This is a genomic window from Wolbachia endosymbiont of Anurida maritima, assembly GCF_042182995.1.
GTDB lineage: Bacteria > Pseudomonadota > Alphaproteobacteria > Rickettsiales > Anaplasmataceae > Wolbachia.
In genome coordinates, this window is record NZ_CP102058.1 from 761,271 (window position 1) to 778,541 (window position 17,271).

Sequence of the window (17,271 nt, forward strand, 5' to 3'; positions counted from 1 at the left end):
ATATACAGTGTTTTATGACGCATTTTGTTACAGATAAATGCATAAAATGTAAATATACGGACTGTGTGGAAGTATGTCCCGTTGACTGCTTCTATGAAGGTAAAAACATGCTCGTGATTAACCCAGATGAATGTATTGATTGCGGAGTGTGCATACCTGAGTGTCCAGTAGATGCAATTGTAACTGATGATTCCATAAAAGATATTTTAGAACTAGATGAAGAGTTGCTGAGCAGCGAACAAAAAACTTTCAAGTTATTTTACGATATAAATGTAGAATACTCACAAAAATGGCCAAACATTACAGCTAAAAAGCAACCTCTCTATACAGCAGAAGAATATAAGGAAAAAAAGGATAAAACAGCTTATTTTGATGAAAATTTAGAATAATATTAACAAAGAAAAAGATCAGACTCCTTGCATACCCATATGAAAAACTAGCAACTCACTCTTCTTTGTCATTCCAGCGTCACGCGCTAACTTAAGGTAAATTGCCAACTTAACTATAAATATATTTTGGTAAATCCAAATTATTTTAGCTATAAGAGCGTTTTACTTTTTGCTCAGCATGTCCATCATAACTGGCTTACTTTTAGTGATTCATGGAGTTAAAAAAGTCAGCATTGCTCTTTGTTAAAAGTAGTTTGTCACGTAAAAATTCCATTGCTTCAACAGATCCCATAGGATTAAGTATTCTACGCAACACCCATATTTTATTTAGTATAGCCTTATCAACTAATAGCTCTTCCTTCCTTGTTCCGGATTTTGTAATATCAATAGCTGGAAATATACGTTTATCAGAAAGTTTTCTATCAAGTATGATCTCAGCGTTTCCTGTACCTTTAAACTCCTCAAAAATAACATCATCCATTTTTGAGCCAGTCTCTATAAGAGCTGTGGCGATTATAGTTAAAGAACCTCCATTCTCGATATTACGGGCTGCTCCAAAAAAACGTTTTGGTCTTTGCAGTGCGTTTGAATCCACACCACCAGTTAGAACTTTCCCAGACGAAGGAATAACAGCATTATAAGCACGTGCAAGTCTAGTAATATTGTCAAGTAGAATTACCACATCTTTTTTATGCTCAACCATTCTTTTAGCTTTTTCTATTACTATTTCAGCAAGCTGTACGTGACGGTAAGCAGGCTCATCAAACGTAGAACTTACTACCTCACCTTTTACAGAACGTATCATATCTGTTACTTCTTCAGGTCTTTCATCTATAAGTAACACTATTAATTCTACTTCAGGGTGATTTATAGCTATAGAGTTAGCCATTTGCTGAAGCAATACAGTTTTTCCTGTACGAGGTGGAGCAACTACTAACGCTCTTTGCCCTTTCCCAAGAGGAGCTACTATATCTATAGCACGCATGCTTAAGCCTTTTTTATCATCACCATTATTACACTCAAGTACTATGCTTTCCTCAGGATAAAGAGGAAGCAAATTATCAAAATGGACGTACTTTCTTAATTCACTGACTTCAGTAGAGTTTATACTTTGAACCTTAGTTAAAGTAAAATATCTTTCTTTATCACCAGGTGGCCTTATTTCTCCATATGCCATATCTCCTGTACGTAAATTAAACTTCTTTATTTGCCCGTTGGAAATATAAACATCATCGGTACTTGGGGCATAATTTGCACTTGCTGAACGTAAGAAACCGAAACCATCAGGCAATATTTCCACTATTCCACTCCCTGTGGTTATGCCTCCTTCTTCACTCATTTTCTTCATTAAGCTGAATATTATTTCCTGCTTTAGCATTCTACCATTGCTTTTACCGTTAGTTAAAATTTTTCTTTCTTCAGCTAACTCTAACAATTCTTCTGCTGTTTTCTCTTTTAATTCGCTCAGATCTAATGTTTTTCTGTTTTTCTCAGTACCTTCATTGACCATCTGTGTTACTGTATCGTTATTGTGAATTTGCTCACTTTTTTCAGGTTGAGCTGCAACCTTTCCTTTTGCCAAAACATCTTCATTGATTGTTGTCATAATCCTCCAAAAATTTTAATTGATGCTTACTAACCTAAAATTTGACTATAAGATAATAAATTAGGCGGAGTTAGTTTTAGCGCATATTGAGCTTAATTGTCATTAAGCCCCGCATTTTACTTATATTATACTAATAAACACCAGCAAGTCAAGTTAATTTAATGTTAACAAAGCACAAAAATTTGAGGATCCTTAGAGCATGTCTTCAAACTCAAGAATGAGCTAATTTGTGAAGCATAATAGTGATCATATTAAAAAAGATGTTATTTTTTGAAGTGAGAGGAGAATGCTCATAATCCTTACTCATACGTCTAAAATTGGAGAGCCAAGCAAAGGTTCTCTCAACAATCCAACGTTTAGGAATAACCTGAAATCCTGTATCAACTACTTTCTTGGTAATCGTCAACAAACATCCAGTTTCCAATAAACAGCGGTTTTGCAATTTACCTGTATATCCTTGATCAGCAAAAAACTTACGTAATGTTGGAGCTTTGCATTTGGCTTGAACAAAAAGATTTAGTGCACCATCACGATCTTGAATGCTTGCACTGTGTACTTCAGCAGCAATTACAAGACCTAGAGTATCTACAACGATGTGGCGTTTTCTACCCTTTACTTTCTTGCCAGCATCATATCCTCTGGATCCCCTTTTTGAGTGGTTTTTACTGATTGACTGTCAATTATTCCTACTGATGGAGTTTCATTCTTACCAATTATCTTTCTTAGTTTTTTAACTAGAAAATCATGAATTTCTTGCCATATTCCACTTTTTTTAAACGCGAATTACAACTATACACGGTTTTCCATGGTGGAAAATTCTTAGGTAGTTGTCTCCATTGACAGCCTGTTCTCATCACATACCTTATTGCATCGATAATCGTTCTGATACTGTGTTTTCTTGGTCTGCCGGTCTTTTTAGGTTCAAAATATTGCTCTATCATCTTCCATTCTTTGTCACTTATATCGCTTGGGTACATTTAAAATATATCTTATAACACACTTCTTAACTCCTTTCTACTTAGTTTGAAGACATGCTCTTAATAGCTATTCTTTATATTTTTTTAACCTTTCTTGCTTCTCTTTTTCTACTTTTGCTTTTTCCACTTCTGCTTCTAAATTTTCTTGGCTACATAAGCCAAGTAGTACAGGATCTTGGGGTTTTATATTTTGCATGTTATGATGAGATCCATCTCTTACCTGCTCAACTGTGTAATTTGTTGTACTAATTAATTTAGCTATAACGTTATTGTCCAAGATAGGAAATTTTTTTACTAGATAATAAATCGCATCAGGTTTATCTCTACGCCTTGCCGTAGAAGCAAAGCCAAGAATGCTACCAATCGCCTTACTCCTTTTTTNTATATTTTTTATAATCAAATTTGGTACACGGTTTGAATTTTTTTTGCAATCATCGATTTCTTTTTCAGTAATTACCCCAGAAATAATAGGGTTATATTTTTCAACTTCTATTTCCTCATCAGCTATGTCTTGTACTTCTTCAATGGCCAACCTACAGCATTGTGCTATTTGATTAAAAGTTAAACCAGTGTTGTCTACTAACCAAGCAGCTATTTGCATTAGAAACTGTTTATTTCTATCGTTATTGCCCTTAGAAGATTCCATTGGCATCAAAAAAGCATCTCCCATTTAAAGTATCCCTTACTGTTATACAGAGCTAAAATATAAGCTATTAAAACTAAAAAAGCATTAATTTTGTCATTCAATGACTTTTTGTTCGTCACTTCCCACCTCTTAAGTTAATTAAATGCGCTTACGTTTAAGCATATTTCAAACAAAATATTTCCCCTTCTTAAGGTATAGTATAACTCAGTCAAACATATGTTTCTATTTAAGAAAAGAGTTAAATTTTAAGTTAATATATTGTAATATTATATATATTGGCTAATAAAGCAACAGGTTTACAAGAATTAAATTATCACTATTCTATAATTAACCATTAATTAACTGAGTTTAAAATGAATGTTAAAAATTTTTTCACTAAAGTAACCGTTGTCCTTTTAGCTTGCTTATTAGTCTTCATGGGAATTGGCAACCTTTTATCAGGTGATGATGAAAAAGAAGAGGTAGCTAGGGTTGGAAAAGAAGTTATAACGTCAGATGAGTATAAATCACTATATCAAAATTATAAAAAGCAAATTTCTGGATCTGATGCGAGTAGAGAACAAGTAAAAAAGCTGAAATATGATTTGCTTAACGCACTTATAGAGCAAAAATTATTGTTTAACCTAATTAGTGAGCTGGGGTTGACAGTTGGAGAAGAGTCTATAAAAAATCATATTAAAAATACCAAATACTTTCAAAATGATAAAGGCGAATTTGACAAAAATAAATTCCATGAAACGCTAAATGACCTACATATGACAGAGAAAGAGTATATAGCAAAGCTAGAGAAAGTTCTGCCTGCAATGATGTTCATGACTTCGTTATTTAAAGATAATTATCCGGTAACTTTTGGCGAGAGAGTTGATGAGCAGATATACAAAAGTCACTACCAAACTAGAGTGGTTGATATTGTTAAAATAACTGAAGATGCAGTTACAAACATTCCTGAACCAAATGATCAAGCATTACTTGATTTGTACGAAAGAAATAAATCCCATTTTTATTATCCTGAGTATCGAACTGCGCAATATATTTCCCTAGGCCAAAAGTATTTTGAAGATCAAATCAAGATCTCAGATGAAGAAGTTGATGGCATAATAGAACAACAGGAACTTAAAGATCAAAGAGATATATTTAATGTAATATTTTCTACCAAAGAAGAAGCTGAGACAGCAAAAAGAGCATTTGAGGAGGGTAAAACAAGCTTTGAACAGATAGTAAAAGAGTTTGGCAAAGCAGAACTTGAGGAAACTAGAGTAAATAATATAACTAAGGATTTTCTACTGGAAGACATGAGAGAGAAGGTGTTTGCTCTTAAAGTAGGTGAAGTAAGTGGAGTTTTAGCAAGCAGTTTTGGTTGGCACATAATAAAAGTGGAAAGTGCGCATCAAATTTCTGATGAAGACTTAGTTGATTTAAAAAAAGACATAAAGTCAGTTTTAACTAACCAAAAGTCTTTTGAAAGAGTTAATGATTTCATAAACCAAGTGAACTCTAAGATATACAATGGTTCAGCAATCGAAGAAATATTGAGTGAATATAATTTACCTATACAAACTATTGGTCCAGTAGATGCGAGTGGAAAAGATCAAAACGGTAATAACATAGGAGATTCTGGTGATTTGATTTCTTTCATTTTTTCGCGAGAAAAGGACCAGAAAGGTTATTTTAAGGGCGTTGGGAACGCTGTTGTTAGTGTAAAAATCATCGATATCGTTCCACCCAAATTGCAAAGTTTTGAAGAAGGTAGGGCATCAGCAGTAGAGCTTTGGCAGAGTGAGTTTATAAAAGAAAGAATGTTTAAAATTGGGCAAGAGGTTGCAGTTCAACTAAGAGAAAAAACAGATTGGGAAAAAATTCAAGGTGTGGAATTAGTTGAAGGTCAGCAGATGCATCGCAATGAACAAAACTATCCATTTTCTTTTGTAGAAGAGATTTTCAATATGAAAACAACTGGTTCGGTGACAGACCCTATTCAATACAATAATGAAATTATAATAGGTGTTCTAAAAGAAATGCATTCATCAAATGGCAAATTAAACATGCTCGACACTGGAAAACGTGTGATGATATCGCTAAAAGAGCAATTAATTAGCTATCTGGAATCAAAGTATAAAGTTGAAGTTAATCACGCTATACTTGATAATATATAGTCAAAAATCTTATAAGTTGCTTCAAACGCATGATGTCATCCCAGTGTCAGCTACTTTCATGACATCGTCGTAACATTGTACCATATTACAATGTTCGTACAGTTGGTGCGACCCAAAATCGTGTTTGTATAGGGTAACCTCCGTAAATTATTCACAAAATAGAGAGATTACCCATGAATAAAAATATAACAGAATTATTTTGCCTGATCGACGATTTTTGCAATTCAGTTGACAAAAATTTTGCAGAAAAACTTCTACCAAGTGGCAAAAAACTAACCAGGAGGCCAGAGATTACGCATTCAGANGTTTTTACCATAATATTGCTATATCAAGTGNNCGACAATTTTAAAATTTTCTATGTGCATTATTTGAAATTATTATACGAATCAGCGTTTCCAAAATTGCCATCCTATAGTAGGTTTATTAGGCTAAAATCGCGGGTTTTATGGTATTTAGCGCTCTTAATGCAATGGTTTTGCGAACAGTCAAAAGTGACAGGGATTTCGTACATANNATCTATCGCTGTTTGCCACCCAAAAAGGACCTCGAGAAACAAAGTTTTCAAAGGGTTGGCAAAGATTGGAAAGACTACCTATGGGTGGTTTTTTGGTTTTAAATTGCATATGGTAATTAATGAAAAAGGTGAAATTCAAGGAGTTAGACTTACTAAAGGTAACGTTGACGACCGAAAACCCGTACCAAATTTAACCGAAAAACTGATTGGTCTTTTATTCGGAGATAAGGGCTATATAAAAAAAGAACTCTTTGAAAAACTCTTCGATAGANNGCTCGTTACCAAAGTAAAAAAAGGTATCATTAATGCTNNGCTTGAAGAAAAGATTTTTTTAAGAAAAAGGTCGATTATTGAAACAGTTTTTGGTTACCTCAAAAACAGACTTGAGCTTGAGCATTCAAGGCACAGGTCTCCAATAAATTTCTTGGTGCACATCTTTTCCACATTAGTTTCATATTCTATGAAGCCTAAAAAGCCCTGTATTTCTAGATTTTACTGTATTGATTAATCCGCAACTGGGGTTACTAGCAGAAAGAGTTTCTTAGAGCATGTCTTCAAACTCAAGAATGAGCTAATTTGTGAAGCATAATAGTGATCATATTAAAAAAGATGTTATTTTTTGAAGTGAGAGGAGAATGCTCATAATCCTTACTCATACGTCTAAAATTGGAGAGCCAAGCAAAGGTTCTCTCAACAATCCAACGTTTAGGAATAACCTGAAATCCTGTATCAACTACTTTCTTGGTAATCGTCAACAAACATCCAGTTTCCAATAAACAGCGGTTTTGCAATTTACCTGTATATCCTTGATCAGCAAAAAACTTACGTAATGTTGGAGCTTTGCATTTGGCTTGAACAAAAAGATTTAGTGCACCATCACGATCTTGAATGCTTGCACTGTGTACTTCAGCAGCAATTACAAGACCTAGAGTATCTACAACGATGTGGCGTTTTCTACCCTTTACTTTCTTGCCAGCATCATATCCTCTGGATCCCCTTTTTGAGTGGTTTTTACTGATTGACTGTCAATTATTCCTACTGATGGAGTTTCATTCTTACCAATTATCTTTCTTAGTTTTTTAACTAGAAAATCATGAATTTCTTGCCATATTCCACTTTTTTTAAACGCGAATTACAACTATACACGGTTTTCCATGGTGGAAAATTCTTAGGTAGTTGTCTCCATTGACAGCCTGTTCTCATCACATACCTTATTGCATCGATAATCGTTCTGATACTGTGTTTTCTTGGTCTGCCGGTCTTTTTAGGTTCAAAATATTGCTCTATCATCTTCCATTCTTTGTCACTTATATCGCTTGGGTACATTTAAAATATATCTTATAACACACTTCTTAACTCCTTTCTACTTAGTTTGAAGACATGCTCTTAGAAGGAGACATAATATATATAAAACATGAGACGAATAAAGATTATGTTAAATGCAGAATTAACGAATTATTATATAGCTTTTAGTAGGATGACAGTATTATAAAATTTAGAAGCATCAAAATGGAAAATCACGCTAAAGAGAGTATAAACCCAACAGAGCATGAAGTAGTGTTACCAAACTCAAAAACAATCAATATTGAAGGAACAAACTTTAAGTTGAAAGTACATTATGATCAATTAGATGATAAAGATCTTCTTACGATTGAAGCACGTGCTAATTCTATTTTCCATGCCTATCAAGAGAGAAATGGTTTAGATATGAGCAAAGATTATACTTTTGACACTAATGTGTATGATAACTATTTATCTAATGGAGGCAGTTATCTACAGGAAGTTTTGGAAAATCAAATTTATTATTCTCTAGCTAAAGCTGGTTATGATATGTATTAAAGAGCTGACACTTTGATGTATAGTCCAAGACTCAACCATTATCGGCTCTCAGCCGATAATGGTTGAATATTGCGCTGGAAGCGTGGTTAAAGCTACTTCAATCTTATGCTAGATTGAGGCTGATGTGCATCTGTATGTTTATTGATGTACTCATTAATAACCTCATCTGTCACTGGTAGCACTAAAATACCCTCTATACACCTATTTAAATTTTATGTTATCCACATGTACAATATAATCTATAATAACATTGAATTTATNTACCAATATAATATGTCAAAAAATATTATGAGCTTCGTAAAAGAAAAAAACACCCCTGCGATGGAGCAGTATTTGAACCTGAAAGCTCAATACAAGGATCATCTGCTATTTTATAGGCTAGGAGATTTTTATGAATTGTTTTTCGATGATGCTATTAAAGCTGCAAAATTGCTGAATATAGTGCTCACTAAGAGAGGTAATTCGTGTGGGCAGGACATACCAATGTGTGGAGTGCCAGCACACAGTAGTGAGTCTTACCTGCACAAGCTAATAGATTTAGGATTCAAAGTAGCAATCTGTGACCAATTAGAAACTGCCGATGAAGCAAAAAGGAGGGGCTATAAATCTATAGTAAAACGCGATATAGTGCGAATTGTAACTCCAGGTACAATTATAGAAGATTCGCTACTGGAGGATAAAAGCAATAATTATCTCGCGTCCATAGTTGAACAAAATGACGAATATGCTATTAGTTGGCTTGAATTATCAACGGGAAAATTTTTTCACACTTTAACGAGTTTGAAAGCTCTAGATAGTGATTTGTTGCGTATATCACCAAGAGAATTATTAATTTCTGAAAAACTCACTGAGGACGAAAAAATTAGATCGATTTTAAAAAATTATAAAATATCAATTACGCAACACGCACAGAGCTTTTTTGAGTATAGTAAATCTCACAGAACATTATGCGAGTTTTATAAAATCAGGGAACTTGGGAGTATAGGAAATTTCAGCAAAGTAGAAATCATGGCGTGTGGTGCACTGCTTGAATATGTCAGAGTAACACAAAGGGGCTCCATTCCAATGCTTGAATTCCCAAAAACCTATAAGCAACAAAATTTCATGCTTATTGATGCTTCAGCAAGGAGAAATCTTGAGTTGTTTTCAACTCAATTTGGTGAAAAGAAAGGTTCACTCATTTCAGTTATTGATCACACAGTTACAGCTTCTGGTGGACGCCTGTTAAAACAAATGCTCGCTTCACCCCTTGCTTGTTCTAAGGCGATTAACCTAAGGCTCAGCACCGCTCAATTTTTTGTAAATAATCATGAGCCACGCAGAAAAATACGAGAGATATTATCTAACATTCCAGATATTGAAAGGTCTTTATCGCGCTTAATACTAGGGCGTGGTTCACCAAAGGATATGAACCTATTAAAAATAGGCCTAGGAAAAACTTTAGAGTTGTCTGAGCTCTTATGCAAAATTGAATTTGGTGAAAATGAATCTCTCCCACAACAATATGTCATCCAAACTGGGATCCAGCCAGCGTCACGCGCTGGCATGACAGTAAAATCAGACGAGAGTGAACTAAGCACAGTACATAAAAGCCTTGGCAATCATAAAGACCTGTTTGAGCTTCTAAACGGTGCTGTGCTTGATAACAATCTTAGTTCCGTGAAAGAGGGAGGGTTTATCCACCCAAAATACAACTCAGAATTATCTGAGTTATCCTACATATTAAATAATAGTAATAAACTAATAACTAAGCTCCGTGAATCTTATCGCGACCTAACTGGCATTGCCGCACTCAAAATATTGCACAACAACATACTTGGTTATTACGTTGAAGTGTCAGCAAATCACAAAATAACTTCGGACATATTTATTCATAGGCAAAGCCTAGCAAATAGCATGCGCTACACTACTAATGAATTAAAAGAATTAGAAAATAAAATTCTTACGGCACGTGATGCTGCAATCAGCTTAGAAATGAAAATTTTTAGTGAACTGTGTAGTGAAATTGCTAAAGAATCTGAAAAAATTGCTCTTGCTGCAAATGCTTTGGCAAAACTTGATATTAGAACCGCGTTTGCAGAGCTTGCAGTGCAAAATAATTACGTAAAACCCATCATTGATGACAGCAAAGAGTTCAATATCTGTAGCGGAAGACATCCAGTGGTTGAAGTTAACGATAAATTTATTGCAAATAGCATCAATTTAGCTGGTATACATCTAATTACTGGTCCTAATATGGCTGGAAAAAGCACTTTCTTGAGGCAAAACGCTCTCATTGCAGTTTTAGCTCATATGGGATCGTTTGTGCCAGCAGAGAGTGCACATATTGGAGTGATTGACAAAATATTTAGCAGGGTTGGCGCAACGGATAATATAACAGCTGGTTATTCCACCTTCATGGTAGAGATGATCGAAACAGCAACGATAGTAAATCAGGCAACAGACCGTTCCTTAGTGATACTTGATGAAATTGGTAGGGGCACAGGGGTGTATGATGGATTATCTATTGCACAGGCGGTGATTGAACATATTCACAATGTAAATAAGTGCCGCGCCATTTTTGCAACTCATTATCATGAATTAACTAAAGTAAGCAAATACTTGAAGAACGTGAAATGTTTTTGTGTAAAAATAAGAGAGTGGAACGGAGAGGTTATCTTTCTACATGAAGTAATTGAAGGCATTGCAGATGAGTCATATGGAATACATGTGGCAAAACTTGCTGGTTTTCCTGATTCTGTTTTAAATAGAGCAAGTGAGGTGTTTGAGGAGCTAAAGGCTTAAGAGGAAATTCTTACATAACTATTGTTTAAGTGAAGAGTCGCCCACACAGTCTACCATATATGTCAAATTAAGCTCAAAATTGTAAGCTTAAAATATGATTGAATAGTTGTGTGTATAATTATTAATGTTTTCTCAGTATTTCTACTATAGCTCTTTCTAAATTTCTCGACCCTAAGAATGATGTCGGTAACCGTTCACGCAATGGCGTCAACTTAAGGAAAAATATCAGCGATAGTGTATAAAATTTCTCTCTAAAATTTTTACCATTAAATTACCCAAAAGCTGCAATAAATAGCACTTTTGTTGCTGTTTTATTTCAACAAAGAAGTCTAAAATGTGTCCTTAAGTTGACGCCATTGCGTGAACGGTTACGAATCTTCAGAATCTGGTTTTTCAAAACCATGCCAACTTTTGATTAATCTTTCCGAACTTGATTGGCCCTGTGAAGTTGCATCCTGTGATACAAAGTCTCTAAAATTGGAACCAAACATGTTTTACCCCTAATTAATAGCTGAGCTAAGTATAGCATTAAACAACAATCTTGCTAAGCAAATTATTAACTATCTTAGCAAACAGACTTACATCATCCATCTCTTCGCCTTCCACGATGCAAGCTTGGTAAAATAATAAATGAATCATGTCCTCCAATGTTGGATTTTCACCATTTTCAGCGTGAGATTTCATTATACTTTTTATTACAGGATGTTTAGTGTTAATTTCAAGCACCTTTGGCGTGCGGTAATTTAGCTGCTTTTGTTCACGCAAAAAACGCTCCATGCGAAGATCCATAGCGCCTTCATCAACCGCTAGACATACAGGACTGTCAGTCAATTTTTTAGAGATCTTTACGCTTTTCACTGAATTGCCAAGAACTTTGGTGAAATATTGCAGTATAGTTTCTTCAGTCTTTTCTTCATCTTGCTTATTTTCTTCATCTTTTTTATCTTCTTCTGAAGAGAATTTTTCTAAATCAACATCAGCGCGGGTCACAGACTTAAATTTTTGATCTTTATATTCATGAATCACGCTAGTCCAGAAATCATCAACTGGATCAACAAATAGGAGCACTTCTAGTCCTTTATTGACGAATCCCTCAAGTTGTGGACTATTTTTCACTGAATCCAAGCTGTTTCCGGTAAGATAATAGATATGCTCCTGCTCAGGCTTCATTCTGCTTATGTAGTCATCAATGCTGACTAATTTCTCATCACCAGTACTATGAAATCTGCAAATTGAGAGTAGCGCTTCTCTCTCATCAGTTGGCATAGCTTCGCAAAGACCTTCCTTTAAAACTGCACCAAAATTGGTCCAGAATTTTGTGTATTCTTCTAAATTCTCTTTTGCCTTTTTACCGAGCTCTGATATCGCGCGTTTAGTGAGGGATTTCCTGATTTGCTCAACAACACGATTGTTCTGCAACGTTTCTCTGCTGATATTAAGAGGCAAGTCCGGTGAATCAACAATACCTTTCAGAAAACGTAAATACTGCGGTATGATCTGTACATTATCTTCAGTGATAAATACTTTATTTACATATAATTTAACAGAGCAACGTCTATCTGGATGAAATAAATCAAAAGGTTTAATAGAGGGAACATAAAGCAAATTTGTATATTCTATTGCACCTTCATTTTTATTATGCAATATCATCCAAGGCTCTCCGCCAACATGAGCAACACTGCGGAAAAAATCGTTGTGCTCCTCTTGAGTAACGTCATTTTTTGGCTTAGTCCAAATTGCAGCCTTACTGTTTAACTTTTCACTTTTTCCTTCTTCGTCTATAAATTCAACAGGAAAATTTATATGATCAGAGTAAGTAGTGACAATGTTTTCAACACGAAATTTATCTAAAAACTCGTTTTCTTCAGGATGCATAATGAGCGTAATTTTGGTTCCGCGAGGGACTTGATTATCTGACTTGCTGATTGAATATTCCCCATCTCCTTTGGATTTCCAGACCCAAGATTCTTCTTCTCCAACTTTTCTCGATTCTACTATTACCTCCGATGCAACCATAAAGCTTGAGTAAAAACCAACACCAAACTTCCCGATCAGCTCCACAGCTTGGCTTGAATCCTTGCTATTCTTAATCGCATCTAAGAACTTTTGCGTGCCAGAGCTTGCAATTGTACCAAGGTTGTCTATTAAATCTTGTCTGTTCATTCCGATGCCATTATCAGTGATATATAGCTCTTTCTTATCTTTATTGGAGCTGATAGTGATTTTTAATTCATCACTAGAATCCAGCAAATTAGAATTTAGTTGAGATTCATAACGCAACTTATCACATGCATCCGATGCATTTGATATTAATTCACGCAGAAAAATGTCTTTGTTGGTATAAAGTGAATGAATCACTATATTCAGTACTTTTCCTACTTCAGCATCAAATTTTAAATTTTCAGTTTCTTGTACATTATGCATTTTGAGCTCCATTATTTGCCTACTACCCTAATAATTTAAGTATTGCACTGCAATCTTTCAAGGTCACGCACGCCAAAATCAATGTAGCCGCCATATTATGACACCCAATTTATGGGATTATTGCACAACTGTATGAACTTCCCATGCTGTAAATCAACTACTGGTAGCACGTGACGCTGGAATTCCTTTGTCATCCCGGTGCCCGCTGGAGTCTATTTTCTTCTTTTCTGGGATTAAGCGTCACGTCCTGTAATGCCCACGAAGGGATGCAAAAGTTTTTTGAATTTGCACAACTAGAAAAATCTTTATAAAATTTACTTTTTCTAAACTCTTCAACTTTCTTTTCATCATTTAGTGAATCATGCTTAGAAAAATATTCATCTGTCTTCTGAATATATAAACTAATCAACTCAGGAAAAGTATAGCCAGCTTCATTGGAAGATTTTAAACATTTAATAGGCAAGCCATGAATGCCCTTATTAGCCTTTTTAGGATCAATGCACTCACCATTCTTTCTTAACATTGTATGTTGCTTGAAAAATTTTTCACATTCTTCAAAATCTTTAAAAACTTCTTTTTTCTGGTAATCTTTCCTTCTATCATTTTTTTTTATCTTTTCTATTTTTGTTGCAAGTTGCGCTGGTTGTTTTATCGTCTTGTCTCCCTCTCGATTGAAGTACATCGTGTAAGGAGTAATTGCATTGACAATTTTGTGTGTTTTCCAATGGCAACCAAAAATCTTTAGTACTAATTTGATTATCGGAGCAAGAAAAATTTTTAATTTCGCTATGAACCAAAAATAATAAAGAGACGCTTGTTTAAGTGAACTAGCAGCATTGCTAACGATACATCTCAAATGTATATCCCTATCTTTAAAATTTTTATGAACCTCTGCAGCTACATGTCCGCCAAAGCAATCCCCAAATAATATTATATTATCTGGCTTTATATTATTTTTTAACAAATCAGTGACAACTGCAATACCTGATTCAACTCTATCGTTACGAAACGTAAAAGAGCTTTTGCTCTTGCCTAAGCCAGGGTAATTAAATAAACATACAGTAATATCTCGGTCTGTAGCCCATTGCCAATTTTGCAAGTCCAATTCTTTAGATTTTACAATACGATTTCCTCCACCTACAAAATAAACTAAGTATTTTCTGTCTTGTTGACCTACCCTTTTACAGGGAATTGTAATTGTCTGGATTTTCATCCCTCCTCGAGTTTTTACAAATTCTTCCTTAGTTTGTGTTTTAATTTCTTTCATATTTTAACCCTCACTAGCCTAATTTAATAATACATAAAATCTTAAAAAGTCAACAAAATCTTAATTTTTATGAACAATATAAACCTTCTCAAATTCATTGAGTTATGCTTTCAAACGGTAGTGCCGGGGTGTGAGTATAACAATTATCAGTATATAAAAATCATAGCAGACAGGCTTGAAGCAGCAAGGGCTGCTCAGCGAAAAGCACCTTTTTTTTCGCTGTTAGTACTAATGATTCATTAAAGAAGCTGTCAATATCACCAATACTATCTATATTTTTTGTACTGATAGATTGGTCAATTCTTTTAACTAGATTAGATAAAACTTGGTTAGGTCCAATTTCAACGAACTTGTTAATACCACAACGCGCCATATGTAAAACCATTTCTCTCCATCTCACTCTGCTTATAATTTGCTTAGCAAGCAAAGTTTTTATAACTTTGGGATCACTCTCCTCTTTAGCTGTAACATTTGATATCAAAGAAACTATAGGGCGAGTCATTTTAATACCCTTCAAAAATTCCAAAACTTTTTCATCAGCAGGTTTCATAAGAGATGAATGAAAAGGCCCACTAACTTGTAATTTTATCAATTTCTTCACACTCGAGTTTTTAAACAAATCAGGTAGCATTCCAAGAGCTTCTGTAGTACCACTCACCACTACCTGCCCACCACCATTATCGTTTGCAATTTCACAATCAATTTGAACTGATTTCAATACATCTTCTACTTCGCTTATTTCTGCTCCAAGTAGTGCAACCATTCCACCTTTGCATTTCAGTGAAGCTTCATGCATTGCTTCGCTACGAACTTTTAGCAGTTTGACTGCAGACTCAAGCGTCAACGCCCCCGCAGCACATAGCGCTGTATACTCGCCAACTGAATGCCCACAAACATACTTAACATTGTGATCAGTGAAAAGAGATTTGCCAAACACATGCTCCATAACACGTAGCATTGCAATTGACACTGTCATCATAGCTGGCTGAGCGTTTTCTGTAATGGTTAATTCTTCAATAGGACCGTTGAAGATTAAATGAGACAGCTTTCTACCCAATATGCTATCTACTTCATTAAATACTTGCCTTGCAACGAAAAACTCACTACATAAGCTCTTTCCCATTCCTACAAACTGAGAGCCTTGACCAGGGAAAGCGAAAATCATATACATATATTAATACAGCTCTCTTTAAAATAAATTTATGCTTGGTTGTTGACTTTGTTTTTTCTCTAACCTGCTAATTTTATGGCGCTCCTCAAGAGCAACCATTCTCATTGATAATAAAACCGTAAGGAACAAGGATAACGGACCGATTATCTGTATATTGAAGTTAAGACTAGCTATATCTGGTATACCATAACACATAAGGTTCACAACCAAACACAATACGAATAATGGCCAGTATGTAAAATTCATTTTAAGATAAAAGCACAGATCATCTTTACTATTGATTATCATAGTTTTTATTTTTTTATATATTTTAGCAAGCATAAATTTCTCAAAAACTAACACAATAAATTATAGCATAAATATAGATAATTGTCAATCATACGAGCATTTTCATTATTGACTTAATAGTTGGGTTAGTTATAATGTTAACTGATTAAAAGTTTATAAGCAACAATGGCAGAAATTAATTATCATAAAATTATTGTAGTTATGACAGACGGTCAAGAATTTGAAACTCGTTCCACTTATGGAAAGGAAGGCGATAAGATAAAACTTGATAGAGATCCTCTTGTTCACCCTGCATGGACTGGAAGTTTGGCCAGTGGATCAGCAAGTAAAACTAGCAAGATAGCTAAGTTTAACGATAAATATGGAGATATTTTCTAGTTTTTTGCTTCTTTATTTAGGAAATTTGCTGAAGCATGCATAAATATAAAAATATAGGTNTATGTTGCTTCTCTATCACCAAAGTCACAGGAAGTATCTAAACTATTACAGAAGCTTAATTTTATCAATATAACAGAAGAAAATAAGTCTGAAATTGATCTACTTATAGTTGTTGGCGGTGATGGCTTTATGCTACGCACTTTGCACAATTACGTCATAGAAAATAAAAACATGCATGTGTATGGGATAAACACTGGTAATGTTGGATTTTTGATGAATAAATGCTTTAAAGATCTAATTGATCATATAGAACATGCAGTCCCGACTCAGTTAACTTTGCTAAAAATGGAAGCCACAGATACAAGTGGCAAGAAATACCACTATATAGCGGTAAACGAAGTATATGTTTTTAGAAAAGCAAACCAAATAGTAGAAATGAATATCACTATCAACGATAAGCTAAAAGTAGAAAAATTTAGAGGGGACGGAGTAATATTATCCACTCCCACAGGCAGCACTGCATATAACTTTTCTGCCGGTGGCCCAATTTTACCACTTAATTCAAACTTACTTGCACTGACTTCCATCAATAGCTATTACCCAAGGCATTGGAATGGAGCACTGATCTCAAATGATAGGGTAGTACAAATTGACATTAACGACACAAAAAATCGTCCAGCGCTTGTAGTATCAGATTACAAGGAGTTTCATAATATATCGCAGATAAAAATACAAAAAGACCATGAAAACACAATAACTTTGCTTTTTGACAAAGATGACTCACTCAATGAAAGGATCTTTGATAGACAATTTCTATACTAAATTTTTCATATTT

General features: G+C 34.6%; 14 protein-coding genes and 3 pseudogenes. 8 read left to right on the forward strand and 9 right to left on the reverse strand.

Translation table 11 applies throughout. From position 1 onward, the window contains the following. The first annotated feature begins 14 nt into the window (after positions 1–14). Entirely contained in the window at positions 15–389 is a 375-nt protein-coding gene (locus tag NOX90_RS04235; protein WP_010082601.1) for a ferredoxin family protein, read from the forward strand. Between the two features lie 202 nt (positions 390–591). On the opposite strand, the gene rho is transcribed toward NOX90_RS04235, so the two are convergent. From rho to NOX90_RS04255, 4 genes are all read right to left on the reverse strand, one after another. Continuing rightward, positions 592–1,995, reverse strand: a complete 1,404-nt coding sequence (rho, locus tag NOX90_RS04240) for a transcription termination factor Rho (protein WP_375603662.1) — start codon at positions 1,993–1,995, stop codon at positions 592–594. A gap of 211 nt (positions 1,996–2,206) precedes the next feature. Then, positions 2,207–2,665 carry a transposase gene (locus NOX90_RS04245; RefSeq protein ID WP_375604575.1) on the reverse strand — a complete coding sequence of 153 codons (459 nt, stop codon included), beginning with the start codon at positions 2,663–2,665 and terminating at the stop codon, positions 2,207–2,209. 64 nt (positions 2,666–2,729) lie between these two features. Next, positions 2,730–2,972, reverse strand: a complete 243-nt coding sequence (locus NOX90_RS04250) for a transposase (RefSeq protein WP_375603621.1) — start codon at positions 2,970–2,972, stop codon at positions 2,730–2,732. A gap of 67 nt (positions 2,973–3,039) precedes the next feature. After that, positions 3,040–3,642 (reverse strand): cell cycle transcriptional regulator TrcR, encoded by a 603-nt coding sequence (locus NOX90_RS04255; protein WP_375603663.1) that lies wholly within the window; start codon positions 3,640–3,642, stop codon positions 3,040–3,042. A 326-nt stretch (positions 3,643–3,968) separates the two neighbouring features. Here NOX90_RS04255 and NOX90_RS04260 point away from each other — a divergent pair. After that, positions 3,969–5,771 (forward strand): annotated as a pseudogene (locus NOX90_RS04260) (SurA N-terminal domain-containing protein); the annotation flags it as partial. Between the two features lie 173 nt (positions 5,772–5,944). Next, a complete protein-coding gene (locus NOX90_RS04265) occupies positions 5,945–6,793 on the forward strand; it encodes an IS982 family transposase (RefSeq protein WP_375603664.1) in 849 nt (282 codons plus the stop codon). 52 nt (positions 6,794–6,845) lie between these two features. On the opposite strand, the gene NOX90_RS04270 is transcribed toward NOX90_RS04265, so the two are convergent. Together NOX90_RS04270 and NOX90_RS04275 are read right to left on the reverse strand one after the other, a co-directional pair. Continuing rightward, positions 6,846–7,304, reverse strand: a complete 459-nt coding sequence (locus NOX90_RS04270; RefSeq protein WP_375604575.1) for a transposase — start codon at positions 7,302–7,304, stop codon at positions 6,846–6,848. Between the two features lie 64 nt (positions 7,305–7,368). After that, on the reverse strand, positions 7,369–7,611 hold the full coding sequence (locus NOX90_RS04275; RefSeq protein ID WP_375603621.1) for a transposase: 243 nt from the start codon (positions 7,609–7,611) through the stop codon (positions 7,369–7,371). A gap of 183 nt (positions 7,612–7,794) precedes the next feature. Between NOX90_RS04275 and NOX90_RS04280 the strand changes: the two genes are divergently transcribed. Both NOX90_RS04280 and mutS read left to right on the forward strand, forming a co-directional pair. Beyond that, positions 7,795–8,124: a hypothetical protein gene (locus tag NOX90_RS04280; RefSeq protein WP_375603665.1), complete on the forward strand. Its 330-nt coding sequence runs from the start codon at positions 7,795–7,797 to the stop codon at positions 8,122–8,124. Between the two features lie 288 nt (positions 8,125–8,412). Beyond that, on the forward strand, positions 8,413–10,908 hold the full coding sequence (gene mutS / locus NOX90_RS04285) for a DNA mismatch repair protein MutS (protein WP_375604604.1): 2,496 nt from the start codon (positions 8,413–8,415) through the stop codon (positions 10,906–10,908). A gap of 528 nt (positions 10,909–11,436) precedes the next feature. On the opposite strand, the gene htpG is transcribed toward mutS, so the two are convergent. Beyond that, complete coding sequence (htpG, locus tag NOX90_RS04290) at positions 11,437–13,332, reverse strand: molecular chaperone HtpG (protein WP_375604605.1); 1,896 nt, start codon at positions 13,330–13,332, stop codon at positions 11,437–11,439. 190 nt (positions 13,333–13,522) lie between these two features. Beyond that, entirely contained in the window at positions 13,523–14,599 is a 1,077-nt protein-coding gene (locus NOX90_RS04295; RefSeq protein ID WP_375603666.1) for an alpha/beta hydrolase family protein, read from the reverse strand. 69 nt (positions 14,600–14,668) lie between these two features. On the opposite strand from NOX90_RS04295, the pseudogene NOX90_RS04300 reads away from it, so the two are divergent. Continuing rightward, positions 14,669–14,821: pseudogene (locus tag NOX90_RS04300) on the forward strand (terminase); the annotation flags it as partial. On the opposite strand, the gene fabD reads toward NOX90_RS04300, so the two are convergent. Beyond that, entirely contained in the window at positions 14,760–15,764 is a 1,005-nt protein-coding gene (gene fabD / locus NOX90_RS04305; protein ID WP_375603667.1) for an ACP S-malonyltransferase, read from the reverse strand. The pseudogene NOX90_RS04300 and the gene fabD sit on opposite strands and share 62 nt — an antisense overlap. Positions 15,765–16,223: 459 nt before the next feature. Between fabD and rpmE the strand changes: the two genes are divergently transcribed. Then, positions 16,224–16,436: a 50S ribosomal protein L31 gene (gene rpmE / locus NOX90_RS04310; RefSeq protein ID WP_375603668.1), complete on the forward strand. Its 213-nt coding sequence runs from the start codon at positions 16,224–16,226 to the stop codon at positions 16,434–16,436. Positions 16,437–16,471: 35 nt separating this feature from the next. Further along, positions 16,472–17,258 (forward strand): annotated as a pseudogene (locus NOX90_RS04315) (NAD kinase). Positions 17,259–17,271: the final 13 nt, after the last annotated feature.

What these genes read in the sequence shown, in the direction of transcription:
- NOX90_RS04235 (WP_010082601.1), top strand. Translation starts at nt 15, where the DNA reads ATGACGCATTTTGTTACAGATAAATGCATAAAATGTAAATATACGGAC.
- rho (WP_375603662.1), bottom strand. Translation starts at nt 1,995, where the DNA reads ATGACAACAATCAATGAAGATGTTTTGGCAAAAGGAAAGGTTGCAGCT.
- NOX90_RS04250 (WP_375603621.1), bottom strand. Translation starts at nt 2,972, where the DNA reads ATGTACCCAAGCGATATAAGTGACAAAGAATGGAAGATGATAGAGCAA.
- NOX90_RS04275 (WP_375603621.1), bottom strand. Translation starts at nt 7,611, where the DNA reads ATGTACCCAAGCGATATAAGTGACAAAGAATGGAAGATGATAGAGCAA.
- NOX90_RS04280 (WP_375603665.1), top strand. Translation starts at nt 7,795, where the DNA reads ATGGAAAATCACGCTAAAGAGAGTATAAACCCAACAGAGCATGAAGTA.
- mutS (WP_375604604.1), top strand. Translation starts at nt 8,413, where the DNA reads ATGAGCTTCGTAAAAGAAAAAAACACCCCTGCGATGGAGCAGTATTTG.
- htpG (WP_375604605.1), bottom strand. Translation starts at nt 13,332, where the DNA reads ATGCATAATGTACAAGAAACTGAAAATTTAAAATTTGATGCTGAAGTA.
- NOX90_RS04295 (WP_375603666.1), bottom strand. Translation starts at nt 14,599, where the DNA reads ATGAAAGAAATTAAAACACAAACTAAGGAAGAATTTGTAAAAACTCGA.
- fabD (WP_375603667.1), bottom strand. Translation starts at nt 15,764, where the DNA reads ATGATTTTCGCTTTCCCTGGTCAAGGCTCTCAGTTTGTAGGAATGGGA.
- rpmE (WP_375603668.1), top strand. Translation starts at nt 16,224, where the DNA reads ATGGCAGAAATTAATTATCATAAAATTATTGTAGTTATGACAGACGGT.